Here is a 17,990-nt window from a genome sequence, read left to right as displayed (position 1 = left end):
GACTCAGTCTGGTACAGGAATCAGGCGCAGGGCGGTCGCCATACCCCTGAAGGGGGCTGCGTAAGTAGGAATTCGCCGAAGACGGACGCCACGACGGGGCTGGACAAGGTAACAGGAGGCTTGATGATCGAGACTTGCAGCATGCCGCCAGTCTTGCATTCCTGACCCGGCTTGCAGGGCTTGCCGTGTTCGGCAGGGCTTTTCATATCGTTGCAGCAGTCCATGCCCATGTCGTCCATCATCGCCATGCCCATGGTCTTCATCGGGCAGGGTTCAGTCGGTGCCTCGATGCCCGCCATCCCACTGAAGGGAAGCGCCAGGCTAACCAGGAAAATGAGGCAGCACCGTAGATAGCGTTTCATGCTGGGGAGTCTAGTCGCTGCTAGCGCACCGGACAATGACAAATCTCTCAGGAAGAGCCCATTGACTAGATTTTAAGGGTCAATGAATCGTTCCGAGTTTCGCAGACACCACCATGCCACAGAAAGAGGCCAGCTAGGCGGTTCCATGGGCAGTTGGCGTTTACTTGAAGTGCTCAAAATCCAGGCTCTCAATCGAGTGACTGAAAAGCAGTTGCCCGTAGCAGACGAGGCGTCACGCTTGGCTTAACAGTGGTGACAAGTGGGTCATGTGGGCGAGTGTAGGTGAAACTGGTTAGCGCAACATTAATGGCACAAGCGCTCGCTACCCGACCGCTTCCTCTTGATTGGCAGGAAAAGCAAAGTGAAAGGCGGTCATACCTTCAGATGAGGTGCACCAGACTCTGCCTTTGTGTGCTTCTACAATGGAACGGGTGATCGCAAGACCGAGCCCTGCATTGCTGGGACCTCCCTCCCGCCTCGCCGGGTCGGCACGGTAGAAACGATCAAAGATCTTGTTGATGTGCTGCGAATCAATTGTGGCTCCGCCATTTCGTATGGTGAGGGTCACCTCGTCTGCGGAATGCTGGATCTCCACCGCAATCTCCTTTCCTTCCGGCGTGTATCGCATGGCATTCGAGAGGATATTGGAGACAGCTCGGTCAATCATCAAACGGTCTCCAGTGATGATTCCCCTTCCATGTAGGCTTAGCCGTACTCCTCGATCCTCAGCCAGTAATTGGTAGTACTCGAAGAGCTTGGACACGAGATCTTCCAGTTCGATGTCGACCTGCTCAGGAATGATGAGTCCGTTGTCGGCCTTGGCGAGGAAGAGCATGTCATCGATCATGCGGGACATTCGCTTCAGGTCCTCCAGATTCGAGTACAGGTTCTCCTCATACGCGTCTAAATTGCGTTTCCTGGTCAGCACGACCTCGGTGTGCGTCAGCAGGTTACTCACCGGGGTTCTTAATTCGTGTGCGATGTCGGCCGAAAAGTTGGATAGGCGAACGAATGCGTCATCCAAGCGTGCGAGCATTCCGTTGAATGACAAGATCAGTTCTTGAAGTTCAAGTGGCACAGGTTCCAGTGGGATGCGTTCTTGGAGTGACCTAGCAGACATGGACGTCGCAACCTTCGTGATCTGCTCGACGGGACGCAGCCCACTTTTCGCGACCAGCCAACCCAAGCCTGCGCTGACCAACGCACTGATAACCAAACCGATTCCGAACCACCGTTGTAGGGTTTCAAAGAAATGCGCATGGCTGGTGATATCCAGCATCAGCATGACGGTGCCGGGGGCTGGGTCGCCTTGGATCTCGACGTGAGACGTGACGCCGCGGAAGTTATGGGATTCGTCCTGCCATTCCCACATGGCTTCTTTTTCAGCACGCTTGTAACGATCGGGGATCTGCACGGTTTTGAGATCTGAAAACAGTACAGTACCGTCTGATGTGAGGATCTCCGCCGTCAGATCCTGGTGGGCGCCTAATAATGCGCGTAGTTGCGGTCGCAGCTCTTCCAGCCTCGCTACCGGTGCCTGGATCGACAGGATGTGTCTTGTCGACTCCAGCTTCTCGGATAGTGCTTGTTCATCGAGCATTCGAAAGTGATGTTGACTCAGTATGTTGAAGCTGATGCCTGCGACCACCAGTACAGCGATGACCGCGAACATGATCATCAGGGTCAGGCGCTTGACGAGTGAGGACTGAGACAGCATCACTCAGGTGCATCCATCATGTAACCCATGCCTCGGGCTGTGTGAATGAGCTTCGGAGCAAAGTCGTCATCAATCTTTGCCCGCAGTCGCCGAATCGCCACCTCGATCACATTGGTGTCGCTGTCGAAATTCATGTCCCACACCTGGGATGCAATTAGGGATTTGGGCAGCACTTCACCACGACGCCGCATCAGAAGCTCTAGAAGTGAAAACTCCTTGGCTGTCAGGTCAATTCGCTTGCCGTTTCGAGTGGCACGCCGTTTGAGAAGGTCAACCTCAAGATCCGCCATTTTCATGGTGGTTTGAGCTGACGAGCTGATGCCCCGGCGCAGTAGCGTACGGACCCGAGCGAGTAGCTCTGAGAATGCGAATGGTTTGATGAGGTAATCATCGGCCCCAAGCTCAAGACCTTTCACTCGATCGTCTACGCCATCACGAGCCGTCAGGAACAAGACAGGGACGTCCTTACCTGCCGCACGAACCATCCGCAGGACTTCCCAGCCATCTAGCCCCGGCATCATCACGTCGAGAATCAGCAGGTCGTAGGTTTCGCTCAGTGCATGTTGAAGGGCGTCCGTACCCGAGAGGACACGATCAACAGTAAAACCGGCCTCTGCGAGGCCCTGTTGCAAGTAGGCTCCGGTTTTTGGTTCATCCTCAGCTACGAGTAGTTTCATGTGCTTCGACCCCAATGGTGAACATGTCCAGTTTGCAGCAAAAAAGTCGCCCAACCAGAACCTGACGCAAAAGTAATATAGGCATCAGGCGGCTGTCAGGGAGTCCCGTCTACGGTCTGTTATGAGCGGCATCGTAATCGTGCCTGCCGTTAGCGGTAGCAGTGACCCTGACAACCTGATGGAGATCGTCCTGTGAAATCGCTCAAACCAGTGCTTCTTGCTACAGCTATGCTGCTGTCTTCAACTGTGTTCGCTGAAGGTGGAAGCGACCGTGCGCTCGAAAGAATCCAGTTGCTTCGGGACCAGGCCGAGGCCGTACTGATAAAAGCGGAGAAAGCTGACTCCAGCCAACGACATGTGCACATGAAAGAGCACATGGCCATGTTGCAGGACTTGATGAGCCAGCTGCATCAAGACCATCCCAAAGCAGGCATGACAAAGGATGAACATCTAGCGTGGATGGAGAAACACGACAAGATTGTGGATGACGTACTTGGTCAGATGGTCCGTGAGCACAAGCTAATGATGGCGGACAAGGAGTGTCATCCGTAACCCCGAATTCACGGCCGTTCCCCTCTGCTCCTTTGGCCTAGCGGCGCCCAAACGGCGCTGCCTTTTTTTTTTGGGGTGCGGGGTTCAGTCATTCCGTTTTAGCCTCCGCAGCAGGCGTTTGGCCGGATCGGAATGATCAGTCGTGAGAACCTGACAGAACTGTAATGTCGAGCTCAGCTTTGTGAAAGCGCAGGCTAGCTAATGTGACCCTAAGCCTGAAGCCCGTGGGGCTCACAGTAACCCGCAGAGGAACAACTGATGAACTTGATTAAAGCGCTCGTGATGATGGTCACCTTTGGCATGGCTAGCCTTGCTCTGGCTGAAGGCGGCGCCGACCGCACCTTTGCAAGGATGGAGGCGGCCCGTCAGACCTCCATGAGTGCGAATCAGCTTGCACAGCAGAAGAAGGGCCAGGCGCCGGTAGCAGCTGAGATTCACAAACAAGCGAAGCATGAGAGCTGCTGAGCCGAGCTTACAGAAATGTAATCACTCGGGAATCTGTTATGTGGCAGTTTCAGATTGCTCTTTCCCACGGCGGTTTGTGCTTTCTGAAAAGTCTACAAGGCTTGTGGGGATCCTAAGGAAACTGGGACCTGCGACCTCGAACAGCCCGAATATCAGCGAATTACCTGACTGACTGGACACTACGGCATGCAAAGCAAAACCACGAGACGATCCTTCGTCAAAGGCCTGGCCGCTACTGGACTACTTGGTGGATTAGGCATGTGGCGCATGCCGGTCTGGGCCGTGACCAGCCCTGGCCAACCTAATGTGCTGACAGGCACCGATTTTGATCTGTACATCGGTGAGCTGCCGGTCAACATTACCGGAGCGGCCCGTACGGCAATGGTGATCAACGGTTCGCTGCCTGGACCAATTCTTCGGTGGCGCGAAGGTGACACCGTCACGCTCCGAGTTCGCAACCGCTTGAAGCAGGACACTTCCATCCATTGGCACGGCATCATCCTGCCGGCGAACATGGATGGGGTGCCTGGCCTGAGCTTCCATGGCATCGCACCTGATGGCATGTATGAGTACAAGTTCAAGGTCCATCAGAACGGGACCTACTGGTACCACAGCCATTCTGGGCTCCAGGAACAAGTCGGGGTGTATGGTGCCTTGGTCATCGATGCGAAGGAGCCCGAGCCGTTCACCTATGAACGGGATTACGTGGTCATGCTTAGCGACTGGACCGATGAGGACCCTGCCAGGGTTCTGTCCAAGCTCAAGAAACAGTCGGACTATTACAACTTCCATAAGCGCACGGTTGGCGATTTCGTCAACGACGTAAGCGAGATGGGATGGTCGGCTGCCGTGGCGGACCGGAAAATGTGGGCTGAGATGAACATGAGCCCAACCGATCTTGCTGATGTGAGCGGCTATACCTACACCTATCTCATGAATGGCCAGGCCCCGGGCAGCAACTGGACGGGCATCTTCAAGCCGGGCGAAAAAATCCGGTTGCGCTTTATCAACGCCTCGGCCATGACGTACTTCGATGTGCGTATTCCTGGTTTGAAGATGACTGTGGTCGCAGCCGACGGACAGCATGTCAAACCGGTGAAGGTCGATGAGTTCCGAATAGCGGTTGCAGAAACCTACGATGTAATCGTCGAGCCGGATGACGCGCAGGCTTACACCATTTTCGCGCAAACCATGGATCGCACAGGGTACTCCAGGGGCACCTTGGCCGTCCGTGAAGGTTTGCAAGCTCCCGTGCCATCAGTTGATCCACGCCCTCTAATTTCGATGAGCGATATGGGCATGGATCACGGCAGTATGGACGGGATGGATCACGGGTCAATGCAGGGCGGCATGCCTGGCATGGCCAGCATGGATCACAGCAAGATGACTGGGGTGGACCAGGGCAGCATGGCTGGCATGGGCGGAGCCATGCAGGCTCACCCAGATTCGGAGACCAACAACCCCTTGGTCGACATGCAGACGATGTCGCCGACGCCTAAGTTGAGCGATCCAGGAATCGGGCTGCGCAACAATGGACGCCGTGTCCTGACGTATGCGGATCTGCGAAGCACTTTCATTGATCCAGACGGACGTGAGCCTGGTCGCACTATCGAACTACACCTCACCGGGCATATGGAAAAGTTCGCATGGTCCTTTGATGGGATTAAGTTTTCTGATGCCGAGCCCCTGCGCCTCAAATATGGCGAGCGTCTTCGCCTTACCTTGGTCAACGACACCATGATGACTCATCCCATCCATCTCCACGGCATGTGGAGCGACCTGGAGGACGAGGACGGTAATTTCATGGTGCGAAAACACACCATCGACATGCCCCCTGGCTCAAAACGAAGCTATCGAGTGACTGCCGATGCTTTAGGGAGATGGGCCTATCACTGCCACCTACTGCTCCACATGGAAATGGGCATGTTCCGAGAAGTCCGTGTGGACGAATAAACTGGAGATCTGAGATGAGCAAACCAATGAAACGTAGCGCCTTTTTCTTCTCTGCCGCCATGGTAGGTCTCCTGGCTGTTTATGCCCCTTCCTCGTGGTCCAGTGAAAATCATGAGCAACATACTCAGAAGTCTGCTGATGCCCCGAACGCAGCTAAATCCAACGCTGGAACCAAAGGCGCACAGGGTAAGCAAGCCGAAGGCATGGATCATGGCTCTATGAAGGGCATGGATCATGGATCCATGGAAGGAATGGACCATGGCTCGATGGAGGGCATGGATCACAGCAAAATGATGGAATCACATGGCGGTGACAAAGCTAAGGCAGGGAAAGATGACCAATAGGCAGGCACGACCATCGCTCTTGGCATTGGCTGTGTCCCTCAGCGCACTAGGTGGGGCGCCCAGCTTTGCGGCTGAAGAAATGGACCATACAGCGATGGGGCATGGGTCTATGCAAATGGATCCAGCCTCTTCACAAAGCGCGATGCAGGGAATGGACCACAGCCAGATGGGGGCAAGCAAGCAGCCGAAAAAGCCCACTTCTGTTGATCACAACAAGATGGATCATGGCTCCATGCAGGGAAGCATGGACTCCATAGATCATAGCAGGATGGGGCACGGTCAACCTAAGGTAAAACCTACTTCCGTGGACCACAGCAAGATGGGCCATGGGAGCATGGAAGGGATGGACCACGGAGTCATAGATCATTCGAAGATAAACCACGGCTCCGCCAATACCCCCACGACGATCAGTCGTACTCCGATTCCTGTACTGACTGTCGCGGACCGAAAAGCGGCGTTTCCCCCACTGGGCGGTCATGAAATTCACGATAGCGGTATCAACAGCTTCTTCTTGTTGGATCAGCTTGAGTACCAGGATGCAGACGAAGGCAGCACGCTGGCTTGGGATGCTTCGGGATGGGTTGGAGGCGACATCAACCGGCTATGGATCCGTTCTGAGGGCGAGCGCACAAATGGCGTTACCGAGGATGCCGAGCTGCAGCTTTTGTACGGGCGCTCAATCGGTCCTTGGTGGGATGTGGTTGCTGGGGTTCGCCAGGATTTCAAACCAGAATCTCCCCAGACATGGGCAGCTTTCGGTATTCAGGGCATGGCGCTGTACGAATTCGAAGCTGAAGCCACCGCTTTCATTGGTGAGAATGGTCAGAGCGCCGCACGGCTGGAAGGCGAATACGACATCCTCCTGACCAATCACCTGATCCTGCAGCCAACCGCTGAAGCTAATTTATATGGCAAAAACGATCCTGAGCGCGGCGTAGGTTCCGGCCTCGCCAACACCGAAGTTGGACTGCGCTTACGATATGAGCTCGTTCGCCAATTTGCACCCTACATAGGCGTCACCTGGAGCCGCTCCTACGGCAAAACTGCAGACCTGATTCGCGACGAAGGTGGGGATGTGGATGAAGCCCGATTCGTTGCTGGCATTCGGATGTGGTTTTGAGAACCTGACATGAAGAAAACAATTACAACGCTTGTGGCAGCAGGCGCCGTGGGTAGTGCGGCTGTGCTGGGGGGCGCGTATTTCGGCCTGGTCAACGTCGGTGCTGATGATCCTCACTTTCCGGCAGTCCATGCATTCCTCTCCATGGTGCGGGATCGCTCTATCGAGGTTCGCGCAAGAGATATCGAGGTGCCGAATCTAAAGGATGAAACCCTGATTCGTACTGGCGCCGGGAACTACAATGCCATGTGTATTGGCTGTCACCTCGCCCCAGGAGTTGATAAGACTGAGCTCAGCCAAGCACTTTATCCGTCTCCTCCCAACCTCACCAAGATTGGCCTGGACGATGGTCCCGCCGCTGCGTTCTGGACCATTAAACACGGTATCAAGGCCACCGGCATGCCTGCTTGGGGCAAGAGTATGGGTGATCAATACATCTGGGGCATTGTCGCCTTCCTGGACCAACTACCGCAGATGAACGCTGAACAGTACAAAGCGCTGGTAGCAACCAGCGGCGGGCACCAGCACGGCGGCGGGGAAAGTGAGATGCACAACCATGAAGGCCAGCATGGCGGGAATGAGCCTGACCACCACAGCAAGCCTGCCTCCGCAGGAGGCCATCTCGATATGGAGCAAGCAGAGGCGCATCATTCACCTTCCGCTGACCCCGCCAGCGCTAAGCCTGACACCGACCATCACGGCGGTCATGACGCGGCCGAAGCTGATAATGATCATCACTCCAAGCCAACTCCGAAGACGCATACTCACAGTGATGGAAAGAAGCATACCCATGAAAGCTAAAAGCCGCTTCCTGAGGTTGACCGCCCTCGTTGCTTTTCTCACGCTACCGCCAGTTTCCGCAGCCTTGCCAACCATTATCGATGTGCATAGGGATGCAAACTGCGGGTGCTGTAAAAAGTGGATTGCGCACCTGGAACAGAACGGCTTCAAGGTCATCGATCACGTCGAAACCGATATGAGTGCTGTGAAGCAGAAGCTCGGGGTCGCGCCACGTTTAGCGTCCTGTCATACCGCAGTGATCGACGGAAAGTTTGTCGAGGGACATGTCCCAGCTGAACAGGTTCGTGAGCTAGTAAAACGAAATGAGCTGCTTGGCATTGCCGTACCAGGAATGCCCGCAGGCTCTCCAGGGATGGAAGTGGATGGCGTCACGCATGCTTATCAGGTTATCGGCCTCACCAAGAGAGGAGGTGATGAAGTGGTTGCAGAATATCCAGGCCACTAACCCTTCCCTAGACCAACAAAAACGGCGCCTTGGAGGCGCCGTTTTTGTTGTGGGGAGGCCACTCTGATTGGTCAACTCTGACCGCGGCAACCTATGCCGGCTGTGCGGTACTCAAGGATGTTGAGCTTTCCAGTCGAGTCTTCATAGGTCATTTGCGCCGGCATCACGTCACAGGTACCCCGGTTCGAGGTCACACTGATCACTTTCGCAATGTCGAGCTGCATTCCGTAGCGATAGTGGGTTACCTCTGGTGGGGTTTTTCCATTGGCAGCGGCATAAGCGCGCATAGCTTGTTCATTTGCCTGAATCATCTTTCCGTGCAAGCGGTCGGACCCGCCCTCAGCCAATGCGGCCGAGGAAGCCGTCAGGATCAGTAAAGCGGCAATACCTTTGAAAGCTTTCATGTTCATCACTCCGATTTGGCGTGACTGAATCTTAAGGGGATGGACCTGTCGCTCGAATGATGGGCCGATTACATCTTCGTAAGTCGCGCTCAGGCATAGCTGAAGGGTATCCAGACTTCAAAAAAGACGTTGTATATCATGTAGTTAAAATTCTACGACAGTTCTAATTCTCTAAGTCCAATGTGCATATTCGCGCACATATATTGTCCCCATGACGACTACCGAAAATCTCCGCGCCCAAGCCATCGATGCTGTCATTGAGTCGCTGGATGAAGCCTTCTTCAAAGCCCTCTGCGAACCCTCCAGGGTCGCGGTGTTCAAGCGCGTGGTCCAGTTAGGGAGGGCGGATGTCGGCGAAATCGCCAAAGCCTTGCCGTAGGAGCGCCCGGTGATTTCAAGGCGGCTATCCGTGAGTTTTCTTCAGCCCTTTCAAGCGCACATTCGCCCTTTGCACAGCGGCCATCTTCTCAGGTCGTTTCATGCGTTTCCACTTTCTGATGTCTTCCTTGCTCCGCCCGCAACTCACACACAGATCAGCGCTCAGTTGGCAAACCGAGATGCAGGGGTTTTCAATTTCTTTAGCCATCGTCAGTAACCTTTGCCCAGACGTTTCTGCCAATCGCCACCGTGAGTGCGTTCGCACTCTTCCTCGGAGTCAAAGCGGACACTGTTGTCTGAAGGAGTCAGATCGATATTGGCCTCATTGAACGCGATGGCCGTCAGCTCAAAAATGCGCGCCTTCGCGTTTACCAGGGCGAGCTTTCTGGCAGCCAGGGTTTCGAACACCCAAATTACCTTCAGGGTTTCAGCCAACGCGTTCAGGTCAGCAGTGTGGGTGAGCCAGGCAAAGCCTTTCATTTCGCCTTTTGCTGTTTCGCACGCATCAGTGAGCGTGGTAATCAATCGGCGCTCGATCCGCGCCAGTTCACGTTTCACTGGGGGCATTGCGGGCTCCTTTGGAGACAATGGAGGGGAGGCTCTTAATCAGGCCGATCGAAACTCGACTGTCAGATGGCTGACTTCGTGAACCAGCTTGAGACGTTCACGAATGCTGTCGGCGTTCGCCGTGGCCTCACCAAGGACACTGACGATGGCCGCATGAGCTTGCGGTCCAACTCGCCAGACGTGCAAGTCCGTGATGGTGGCATCTCCCGGTTCCTCAACCAGTTCACGGATTTCCTTGGCAACGTGTTCATCTGTCTGATCCAGCAGTACACCTGCGGTGCTCCTCATCAAGATCCATGCCCAACGCGCGATAACAATGGCGCCGACAATGCCCATGACTGGGTCCAGCCACACCCAACCGAGATACCGGCCGGCGAGAAGTGCAGCAATTGCCAGAACCGAAGTCAGTGCGTCTGCGATGACGTGGAGATAGGCCGATTTCAGGTTGTTGTCGTTCCCGTGATGGGCATGATCGTGATCGTGCCCATAACTGTGCCCGTGGCCCAGCAGCAGGGCACTGACAATGTTGACGATTAAACCGGCAATCGCGATGAGCGTAGCGGTGCCGAACTGTACTTCCGTTGGTTGCATGAGGCGCATGACAGACTCAACGCCGATTCCCAAGGAAACCATACCTAGAATCAGCGCCGAGGCGAACCCGCCCAAGTCTCCAACTTTTCCGGTTCCGAAGCTGTAGCGCTGGCTGGAAGCGTGGCGTTTTGCGTATCCGTAAGCGGCCGCCGCGATGCCCAATGCGGCGGCATGGGTTGCCATGTGAAAGCCATCGGCCAGTAACGCCATCGAGCCCGTGAGATAGCCGGCGGTGATCTCGCCAACCATCATCACAACGGTTAGTGCCACAACCCAAAGCGTACGTTTGGCATTTTCGTCGTGCGCCGAGCCAAGGAACATGTGGTCGTGTGTGTGGTTGAGACTGCTCATCAGTGTGTACCTGGATACGTTCACTTGGAGTAACGGCGAATGGCTTCAAGAAGCTCTTCGACGCCCTGATTACGCTCTTCTTCGCTGAGCGAAGGATTTGCGACATGCTCCCGCGCGTGGTCCTCGATGATTTCCTCCATTAAGCCGTTGATGGCTCCGCGAGTGGCGGCAACAAGGTGCAGTGTTTTGGCGCAATCGAGATCCGATTCCAGTGCCCTTTCAACGGCTTGAATTTGTCCGGCAATACGTTTTACGCGTTTGAGAAGATCGTCTTTGTTTGTTGCGATATGGCTCATTAGATACCCCCCCTACCTATATGTTACGTATTATAGGTATACCCCCTATACCTATGCAAGGTCGGCGGGCTGAAGATCATCTATAGCCCCTGGTAGGAAAGAAAAGCTTCAATTTCGAAGGGTCGCGAGAGGAGTTGGAACGTCCGCTTTTGGCGTTCTCTGCAGATCAAGGTGAAAAAACGTACTGGTCAAATCCGGTGCAGTCGGTGGTCAGAACGAATGCAAATGACAGGTCAGGTCGAATGTAAACGGGTGATCAAGTGGAGTGAGATTTCGCACCTGTCAGCGTCGCCCCGCCAGATCTGCCCCCTGACTGAGCGACAGCGTGACGCACAGCAACGCGTCCCTATGCGCGGCTCGCTGGCGTGCAGCAACTCGCTTTCGGAGCCGAAGGCACTGGCAGTGGCTCCAGCGATTCACAGCAGCTCGCTTGCGCAGGCGTCGCAGGTGCGTAACAGCTGTAAGTTTTTTCCTGCGCTTCGAACTGGAGGCTGCAGACACCGGTTTCGGGCAGTTCGAGCTCGACGCGTCGCGCAGCGTCCCAGTCTCCAGCAAGCCCTGCTGCTACTGAGCGGACTTGCTCATATCCCGTGAGCATCAGGAATGTAGGTGCACGGCCGTAGCTCTTCATCCCCACGATAAAAATACCTTCGTCTGGATGGGACAGCTCGTCGATACCATGCGGGCGAACGGTGCCGCAGCTGTGTTCGTTTGGATCGATCAACGGAGCCAACTGAGCAGGGCTTTGAGTGGCTGGGTCGATTGCCAGCCGCAGCTCGCTTAGGAGCTGCAGATTGGGACGGAAACCCGTTGCCGCGATGATCTCGTCCACCTCAGGCAGCGGCTGGTCATTGCTGTGCACAACGACTCCCTCGCCAGCCACGTCGACTTGGCTGATCGAAATGTCTTGGTAGAGCGTGATCTTTCCTTGTTCGAGCAGTGCGCTGATTCGCAGGCCCAGATTTCCGCGTTCGGCCAGCTTGTCGTTGGCACCGCCACCCAGAATTTTTTCCAGGGTATGTCCGCGGATTGCCCAATACACCTTGGTGCCAGGCAGCTGGGCCAGATCCTGTAGAGCATTGAAGGCCGAGTGCCCACCGCCTATCCTAGTCATGGCTGTGGGGTCGATCGTCGACACCTTCATCGGCGGCCAGCTGCTCGGCGTCATGCCCACCAGTTACCTGTTGCCCCTGCTGGCCGCTATTTTGCTGATCTCCTCGGTGAAGGTCTGGAGGCACGGCTAACGATATGAAGTCACCGAGCGTCCCCGTCGTTACCCACCACCGCATACAGGACTGGCAAACTAGAGACGCAGCGCATGAGTAGCGCGGCCGAGGTTAAAAATAAACGAACAGCTGGGCACGGCTGCGCAGCTTCTCGAAGAGAGGCGAAGTCTGTAGCAGTAAGACCATTCTCCGTGTAACCCGGCGTTGGCCGAGGAAATTCGATGAAGAGCCTGTGAGTCAAAGGCTGTCCGGGCTGCCAAAAAACATCTGAATCCTCGAGCGCAACCAGCGCTCGCCCGGATCGTTGTCCTGGGATCCGCGCCAGGCCATGTGCAGTTCGAAACTTTGGACCTCAAGCGGCGGATCTTCGGCACGCAAGCCCCCGGCAGCCGTCAGCGCCTCGGCGGTGTAGTCGGGCACGGTGGCGAGGATGTCGGTACCGCTCAGCAGGCTGCCCAGGCCGTTGAATTGCGGCACCGCCAGGACCACATGGCGCTTGCGGCCGAGTTTTTCCAACACTTCATCCATAAAACCGCCCAGGTCGCCGGCAAAGGACACCAGTGCATGGGGGCGGGCGCAGAAGTCGTCGAGGCTCAGGCTCCCCGGCATGCTGTCGGCGCGCAGCACCTTGGGCTTGCTACGGCGCAATACCTTGCGCTTGGCGTTGGCTGGCAGGTCGTTGGTCCAGCTGACCCCTACCGAAATCTCGCCGCTGGCCAGCAAGGCAGGCATCAACAGGTAGTTGACCCGGCGCACCACCAGGACAATTCCCGGTGCTTCAGCCCGTATCCGCTTGAGCAACTGCGGCAGCAGGGCGAACTCGGCGTCGTCCGACAGGCCGATGCGAAATACCGCAGTGCTGGTGGCCGGGTCGAACTCGGCGGCACGGCTGACGGCCGTGGAGATCGAGTCCAGAGCCGGAGAGAGCAGGGCGAAGATTTCAATGGCGCGTGCCGACGGCTCCATACTGCGCCCGGTGCGTACGAACAGTGGGTCGTCAAACAGGTTGCGCAGGCGCGACAGCGCGGCGCTGATGGCGGGTTGGCCGAGGAACAGCTTTTCGGCTGCGCGGGTCACGCTACGTTCGTGCATCAACGTCTCGAAGACGATCAGCAGGTTCAGGTCGACGCGACGCAAGTCGTTACGGTTCATCGGCTCGGCTTCACTTCACGTTTGGGGCAGGGGTGAATCTTACGGGTAAAGGCTGCTACCCTGCACCGCATAATTTGCTGCCAGCGGCATTACCATCAATCAATGACAGGCATGTTGACTATTAATGGCCACGGATGGTCTAACCGCAAAAGCCCGGATAGAGTTCAGGGTATTAGAGGTTCACTAGGCGAGGTTTGCGATGTCCCGCATGATCCGTTTCCACAAGTTTGGCCCGGCCGAGGTGCTCAAGATTGAAGAGCAGGTCGCGCCGCAGCCGGCTGCCGGCGAGGTGCAGATTCGCGTCCAGGCGATCGGCATCAGCTGGTATGACGTGCTCTGGCGCCAAAACCTGGCGCCGTCCCAGGCACGCTTGCCAGCGGGTATGGGCCATGAGATGGCGGGCGTGATCACAGCCGTGGGCGAGGGCGTCGATGACCTGGCGGTGGGTGACAAGGTGGCCAGCTTTCCTGCCTGCAGCGCCAATGACTACCCGGTGTACGGCGAGCTCATCGTGTTGCCGCGCAATGCCGTGACCCGCTATCCGCAGATCCTCACGCCGATCGAAGCCAGCGTGCATTACACGCTGTCGCTGATTGCCTATTTCGCCTATGTCGACCTGGTCCGGGCCAAGGCCGGGCAGACTGCATTGATCACCGATGCTAGTCATTGCGCAGGTCCCTCCTTCGTACAGATGGGCAAAGCCCTGGGGCTGAAGGTGTTTGCCGCAACCAAGGAAGCCAATGAGCGCGACTACCTGCTTTCGCTGGGGGCCGACAAAGTCATTGTCACCGAAGAGCAGGACATGCTCATGCAGGTCAACAAGTACACCGACAACCGTGGGGTCGACATGGTCCTCGATGGCCTGGGCGGTCCGCAGATGTCGTTACTCGGTGATGTCCTGGCGCCGCGTGGCAGTCTGGTGTTGTATGGCCTGCAGGGCGGTAACCAGACACCGTTCCCGGCGTGCGCCGCGTTTCAAAAGAACATCCAGTTTTTCGTGCATTGCATTGGCAACTTCACCGGCAAACCGGAGCTGGGTATCAGCCAGGACCAGGTGGCCTTGCAGCGGGCATTGCGCGACATCAACCAGTTCACAGTCGACAAACTGCTGACACCACAGATCATCAAGGTTTATCCCTTCGAGCGTGTTGTCGAAGCGCATCGCTACATGGATGAATGCCCATGTGGTGGACGCTTGGTGCTGGAGATTGCTGGCGCCTGAGGCAGCGCTGAGAAAGCAGGCCCGAGCATTGCTCGGGCTTTTTTGTGCATCTTTCCTAAATGAATATCGGATATTTCAATCAAGTTTTCTGCCTGCGCCAAACAGGTATTTACGTTATGTTCAAGCGAAGCGGGATTTCTACTTTCTCCTGACAGACTATGAGCAGAAAGCTGATTGAATCTGAACGGGTTTTTTACTTTGTTCTGTATCTTTTAATCATCCGCTAACGCCCGATAATAACCTGTCATTTGTACACTCAGGGAGTGAGTCGTAATGAAGAGAAGTCTGGCGATTCAGGTTGGCGGCGCTACGGGTGCACGTAAGGGAGTTCGGTTGAATTGGCGCTTAAGTAGGTGTAGGAACTTGTGGGAAATATCCTAGGAAATTAGCTGGGTTCTTATTTCTCCTGATTGAACGATCTCGCAGGAGCGATTTTTTCAGGCGGCCGTAACTGAAATTCAGGTGGGCGTTATGGGCAGTATTCACGATCAAGCCATGCAATATATATATCAGCAAGTATTGCAGCGTTTGCTTGAGCATTTGTCGCAGGCGCAAAAGGCCTCGCTGCAGTTGTTGGTTCAGCGGTTGATTGTGGCGGCCGGCGGGGTCGAACGGATCAAGGGTTTGCGCTTGATGTTCGTGCTCGATACCCGTCAGCCCAGCGTTCAGGCCCTGGCGTGCTTGCGGGCGGCGCAGTTGAGTATTGCCGCACGTTCTTCCGCTACTTTCCAGCTGCGTATCGCCACGGCCTGGCAGGCCGGCATGAGCACAACGGCCCGGGAAAACATTGAGAGTACGTTCTCGAGGTTGTTCATGCATGATGACCCGCGCATCGACTTGCTAGTGCTCGATGCCGGCCAACTGCTGCCCTACGACAGCCGTCGAGCACCGTCCACTGACCAGCAGCAGGCAGAGCGGCAGGAGTGGCTGCTTTACGGGCATCTGGCAGGTGGTGCGCCGCTGTTGGCGAACTTTGCCAGTCATGGCTACCTGCACATGGCCGAGCTTGCACGTCAGACACTGCGCTGGAAGGGCGGCGTAGACGCCATCATCAGCGCCGACCCACTGCCGGATCGCAAGCGTTACCTGGCCTGGAGCAGGCGTTCACTGCGTAATGCCGAGTTGCTCGGTGTTCGCCCGATCCACAGTTGCGCAATGTCGTTGCTGGAAAGGATGAGCGAACTGCGCTCGCGTTACCTGAGCCTGTTGCTGGGGCAGGAGCAGGCGGCCGTGCAGTTGCCAGAGTCCGACACTGACTACCGGCCGGCATTGCGCTTTATCGCCATCGACGACCTGGTGTCTGATCGCGACTCACCCCAGGCAGAGCGGCTGAGCCGCTTCCTGGGTTATCGTTTCGATGAACAGGCCTATTCCTGCGCGCGCTCTGGGGGCGCCAATCCTTTGCTGTTGGCCCACCTGCAGGGACTGCGGGCGGAATTCGTCGACGACACCCGCTACCGCGATGGTATCGAGCTGTACCTGCAGCAAGCCCGCGTACTCAATCACTGGCAGCCTGGCGTGCTGGAGCAGCAGCGTGCCCAGGCCAATGATTTTGCCCTGCAAGCCTATGGCCTGAGCGAAGCGCAACTGGTTTGCCAATTGTTCGGCCCTTTTTTGCGTCGGGGCCTGAAGCTGGAGACTTTTCTGCGTCGCTGCCATCCCGACATGCTGGTTGCCGTCCCTTATCTGCACAAGGCGTTACGGGGACAGCCGGCCCCGGAACCGGTGGTGCAATGGTTGGTGGATATCAGCGGCTTGCCACTGGTGATCCTGCAGGAGCTTTATGGCCGAGAGCCATTGACCGGCCGTCCCGCTGATTGCCTGTTGGCCAGCTTGCAGGTACGGGGTGCCGATTTACGTCATCTGCAGGTTCGCGCTACGAACAGCACACTGCACAGGGGCGAGCAGGTTGGCAATCCTTGATGAAGCAGCAGAAAAAAAACAGCGAGTTTGCCTACCAGGCGGTGTATCGCTACCTGCTTGAACTGATTGCTCATATGGCCCCGGGCAGTTACAGCAAGCTGCCCTCGCTACGCGATCTGTCGCAGCGCTTGAATGTCTCGATCTCGACAATCCAGTATGCCTACTCGTTGCTTGAGCACGAAGGGCGAGTACAGTCAGTGCCCAAGTCCGGCTACTTTGCCAGAGGCGGTGATGTGGCTGTGCAGGCACTCGGCGGCGATGACCTGCTGCAAGACCTGCAGCAGCATGCCAGCAGTCCGCAGATGCTGGTGCTCAGTGGCGCACAATCCTTGCCTTCACTGGAAGCGAACTTGCTGGGTATCGAACGGCAATTGCTGCGCCAGTACCCGCGGCCTGCCGGGCATACCCATCCCTGTGGCGAGCTGGAGCTGCGTACGGCGTTGGCGGCGCGCTATACCCGTTCCGTGCAGCTGTATTGGAATGCCGAAGATGTCTATCTGGCGCTGGACCTACGCTCACTGTTCGAGACCTTGTTGGCAGCGCTGGAGCTGCAAGGTTGTACGATTCTGGTGACTTCGCCTTGTTCCTGGCGCTTGCTGAGGATCTTGCAGACTGCCGGGCTGCGGGTCATCGAGCTGCCTCTGGGCAGTGATGGCTCGTTGGATCTGGAGCGTTTTGCCAGCCTGCTCAAGGGTGAGCCTGTACGCATGGTCATGCTCGCCTCGCGCTTGAACAGTCCCCACGGCAGTCTCCTGCCTCAGGCACAGCATCAAGCTATTGCCCATCTGCTGGCCTTGCATGGGGTCTGGCTGCTGGAAAACGATCTGGATGCCGAGTACTGCTTTGCTGCACCTGCACAGGCTTGCCTGCGCGAAATGGTCGATCCGCAGCGACTGCTGGTGTTCTCGTCACTGGAGCGCACCGTAGGTGCCGAAGCACCCTATGCCTATTTGTTGTCGCGCCATTGCCAGCGGCGATTGCAGCGTCAGTTCCTGGCCCGGGGCTTTCGCTTGCCACCCTTGCGTCAACAAGCCGTGGCCCGGCTGTATGCCAAGGGGCGCATTGACCTGCATCTGGAGCAGGCGCGGTTGCGCTTGCGCGAGCGCGTCACCCATCTGTATCGGCAGATGCAGGTGCAACTAGGCGCCCATTTGCACTTCCAGATGCCGGCCGGTGGCGCAACGATCTGGGCGCAAGCGCGGGCGCCGCTGGACACCCGGGCGTTGTTTCACCGCTTGCTTGATCAGGGGCTGGTAATCGCGCCGGGTGAATTGTTCAGCCTGCAGGGTGACTATCATCAGGACATGCGCCTGGGTTGGCCGTCAAGGCAGCCAGGTGATTTGCAGGGTGGATTGAGTCTGTTGCGCGAAGAATTGCAGCGGGCTCAGAAGGTCAGCAAGTAGCTGAAACCGATCAGCGGTCAGCCGTCAGGTTGCCAAGGATG

Annotated in this window: 20 protein-coding genes and 1 pseudogene; 11 read left to right on the top strand and 10 right to left on the bottom strand. The window is 56.5% G+C overall.

Annotated elements, in window-relative coordinates; genetic code table 11:
* Positions 1-20: 20 nt before the first annotated feature.
* The 3 genes from ACRESH_RS04070 to ACRESH_RS04060 all read right to left on the bottom strand — a co-directional run bounded on the left by ACRESH_RS04070 (position 21) and on the right by ACRESH_RS04060 (position 2,756).
* Positions 21-362 (bottom strand): hypothetical protein, encoded by a 342-nt coding sequence (locus ACRESH_RS04070; RefSeq protein ID WP_431740740.1) that lies wholly within the window; start codon positions 360-362, stop codon positions 21-23.
* A 322-nt stretch (positions 363-684) separates the two neighbouring features.
* Entirely contained in the window at positions 685-2,079 is a 1,395-nt protein-coding gene (locus ACRESH_RS04065; protein ID WP_431740754.1) for a heavy metal sensor histidine kinase, read from the bottom strand.
* The gene (locus tag ACRESH_RS04060) at positions 2,079-2,756 is read right to left on the bottom strand and encodes a heavy metal response regulator transcription factor (protein WP_431740739.1); all 678 of its coding nucleotides are present in this window, start codon (positions 2,754-2,756) and stop codon (positions 2,079-2,081) included. Before ACRESH_RS04060 ends, ACRESH_RS04065 begins: the two co-directional genes overlap by 1 nt.
* Before the next feature lie 192 nt (positions 2,757-2,948).
* On the opposite strand from ACRESH_RS04060, the gene ACRESH_RS04055 reads away from it, so the two are divergent.
* The 7 genes from ACRESH_RS04055 to ACRESH_RS04025 all read left to right on the top strand — a co-directional run bounded on the left by ACRESH_RS04055 (position 2,949) and on the right by ACRESH_RS04025 (position 8,436).
* Entirely contained in the window at positions 2,949-3,308 is a 360-nt protein-coding gene (locus tag ACRESH_RS04055) for a co-regulatory protein PtrA N-terminal domain-containing protein (RefSeq protein ID WP_431740738.1), read from the top strand.
* 258 nt (positions 3,309-3,566) lie between these two features.
* Complete coding sequence (locus ACRESH_RS04050; protein ID WP_431740737.1) at positions 3,567-3,773, top strand: co-regulatory protein PtrA N-terminal domain-containing protein; 207 nt, start codon at positions 3,567-3,569, stop codon at positions 3,771-3,773.
* A gap of 186 nt (positions 3,774-3,959) precedes the next feature.
* Positions 3,960-5,726 carry a copper resistance system multicopper oxidase gene (locus ACRESH_RS04045; protein ID WP_431740736.1) on the top strand — a complete coding sequence of 589 codons (1,767 nt, stop codon included), beginning with the start codon at positions 3,960-3,962 and terminating at the stop codon, positions 5,724-5,726.
* Between the two features lie 14 nt (positions 5,727-5,740).
* Positions 5,741-6,070 (top strand): hypothetical protein, encoded by a 330-nt coding sequence (locus ACRESH_RS04040; RefSeq protein WP_431740735.1) that lies wholly within the window; start codon positions 5,741-5,743, stop codon positions 6,068-6,070.
* On the top strand, positions 6,060-7,190 hold the full coding sequence (locus tag ACRESH_RS04035) for a copper resistance protein B (protein WP_431740734.1): 1,131 nt from the start codon (positions 6,060-6,062) through the stop codon (positions 7,188-7,190). The genes ACRESH_RS04040 and ACRESH_RS04035 overlap by 11 nt, the downstream gene beginning before the upstream one ends.
* A 9-nt stretch (positions 7,191-7,199) precedes the next feature.
* Positions 7,200-7,991 carry a c-type cytochrome gene (locus tag ACRESH_RS04030; protein WP_431740733.1) on the top strand — a complete coding sequence of 264 codons (792 nt, stop codon included), beginning with the start codon at positions 7,200-7,202 and terminating at the stop codon, positions 7,989-7,991.
* Complete coding sequence (locus tag ACRESH_RS04025; RefSeq protein WP_431740732.1) at positions 7,981-8,436, top strand: DUF411 domain-containing protein; 456 nt, start codon at positions 7,981-7,983, stop codon at positions 8,434-8,436. The genes ACRESH_RS04030 and ACRESH_RS04025 overlap by 11 nt, the downstream gene beginning before the upstream one ends.
* Before the next feature lie 71 nt (positions 8,437-8,507).
* Here ACRESH_RS04025 and ACRESH_RS04020 read toward each other — a convergent pair whose 3' ends face one another.
* Positions 8,508-8,840, bottom strand: coding sequence for a DUF2790 domain-containing protein (locus ACRESH_RS04020; RefSeq protein WP_431740731.1), 333 nt, complete (start codon positions 8,838-8,840; stop codon positions 8,508-8,510).
* Positions 8,841-9,051: 211 nt separating this feature from the next.
* On the opposite strand from ACRESH_RS04020, the pseudogene ACRESH_RS04015 reads away from it, so the two are divergent.
* Positions 9,052-9,216 (top strand): annotated as a pseudogene (locus ACRESH_RS04015) (ArsR/SmtB family transcription factor); the annotation flags it as partial.
* 27 nt (positions 9,217-9,243) lie between these two features.
* Here the strand turns inward: ACRESH_RS04015 and ACRESH_RS04010 are convergent.
* From ACRESH_RS04010 to ACRESH_RS03985, 6 genes are all read right to left on the bottom strand, one after another.
* Positions 9,244-9,426 carry a DUF1289 domain-containing protein gene (locus ACRESH_RS04010; RefSeq protein ID WP_431740730.1) on the bottom strand — a complete coding sequence of 61 codons (183 nt, stop codon included), beginning with the start codon at positions 9,424-9,426 and terminating at the stop codon, positions 9,244-9,246.
* 2 nt (positions 9,427-9,428) lie between these two features.
* A complete protein-coding gene (locus ACRESH_RS04005) occupies positions 9,429-9,785 on the bottom strand; it encodes a hypothetical protein (RefSeq protein ID WP_431740729.1) in 357 nt (118 codons plus the stop codon).
* A 39-nt stretch (positions 9,786-9,824) separates the two neighbouring features.
* Complete coding sequence (gene dmeF / locus ACRESH_RS04000; RefSeq protein WP_431740728.1) at positions 9,825-10,727, bottom strand: CDF family Co(II)/Ni(II) efflux transporter DmeF; 903 nt, start codon at positions 10,725-10,727, stop codon at positions 9,825-9,827.
* 20 nt (positions 10,728-10,747) lie between these two features.
* The gene (locus tag ACRESH_RS03995) at positions 10,748-11,023 is read right to left on the bottom strand and encodes a metal/formaldehyde-sensitive transcriptional repressor (RefSeq protein ID WP_431740727.1); all 276 of its coding nucleotides are present in this window, start codon (positions 11,021-11,023) and stop codon (positions 10,748-10,750) included.
* A gap of 346 nt (positions 11,024-11,369) precedes the next feature.
* On the bottom strand, positions 11,370-12,167 hold the full coding sequence (locus ACRESH_RS03990) for an NAD(P)-binding domain-containing protein (protein ID WP_431740726.1): 798 nt from the start codon (positions 12,165-12,167) through the stop codon (positions 11,370-11,372).
* A 319-nt stretch (positions 12,168-12,486) separates the two neighbouring features.
* Positions 12,487-13,401 carry a LysR family transcriptional regulator gene (locus ACRESH_RS03985; protein ID WP_431740725.1) on the bottom strand — a complete coding sequence of 305 codons (915 nt, stop codon included), beginning with the start codon at positions 13,399-13,401 and terminating at the stop codon, positions 12,487-12,489.
* Positions 13,402-13,600: 199 nt separating this feature from the next.
* Here ACRESH_RS03985 and ACRESH_RS03980 point away from each other — a divergent pair, with 199 nt between their 5' ends.
* The 3 genes from ACRESH_RS03980 (at position 13,601) to ACRESH_RS03970 (ending at position 17,949) form a co-directional block, all read left to right on the top strand.
* The gene (locus ACRESH_RS03980) at positions 13,601-14,623 is read left to right on the top strand and encodes a zinc-dependent alcohol dehydrogenase family protein (RefSeq protein ID WP_431740724.1); all 1,023 of its coding nucleotides are present in this window, start codon (positions 13,601-13,603) and stop codon (positions 14,621-14,623) included.
* A 495-nt stretch (positions 14,624-15,118) separates the two neighbouring features.
* Positions 15,119-16,546 carry a hypothetical protein gene (locus tag ACRESH_RS03975; RefSeq protein ID WP_431740723.1) on the top strand — a complete coding sequence of 476 codons (1,428 nt, stop codon included), beginning with the start codon at positions 15,119-15,121 and terminating at the stop codon, positions 16,544-16,546.
* A complete protein-coding gene (locus tag ACRESH_RS03970) occupies positions 16,546-17,949 on the top strand; it encodes a PLP-dependent aminotransferase family protein (protein WP_431740722.1) in 1,404 nt (467 codons plus the stop codon). The genes ACRESH_RS03975 and ACRESH_RS03970 overlap by 1 nt, the downstream gene beginning before the upstream one ends.
* The last annotated feature ends 41 nt before the right edge of the window (positions 17,950-17,990 follow it).

The sequence above is a fragment of the Pseudomonas sp. genome (assembly GCF_050739775.1).
Lineage (GTDB): Bacteria > Pseudomonadota > Gammaproteobacteria > Pseudomonadales > Pseudomonadaceae > Aquipseudomonas.
Note: the sequence above shows the minus strand (reverse complement) of the source record. Positions and strands in the feature narration are given on the sequence as shown.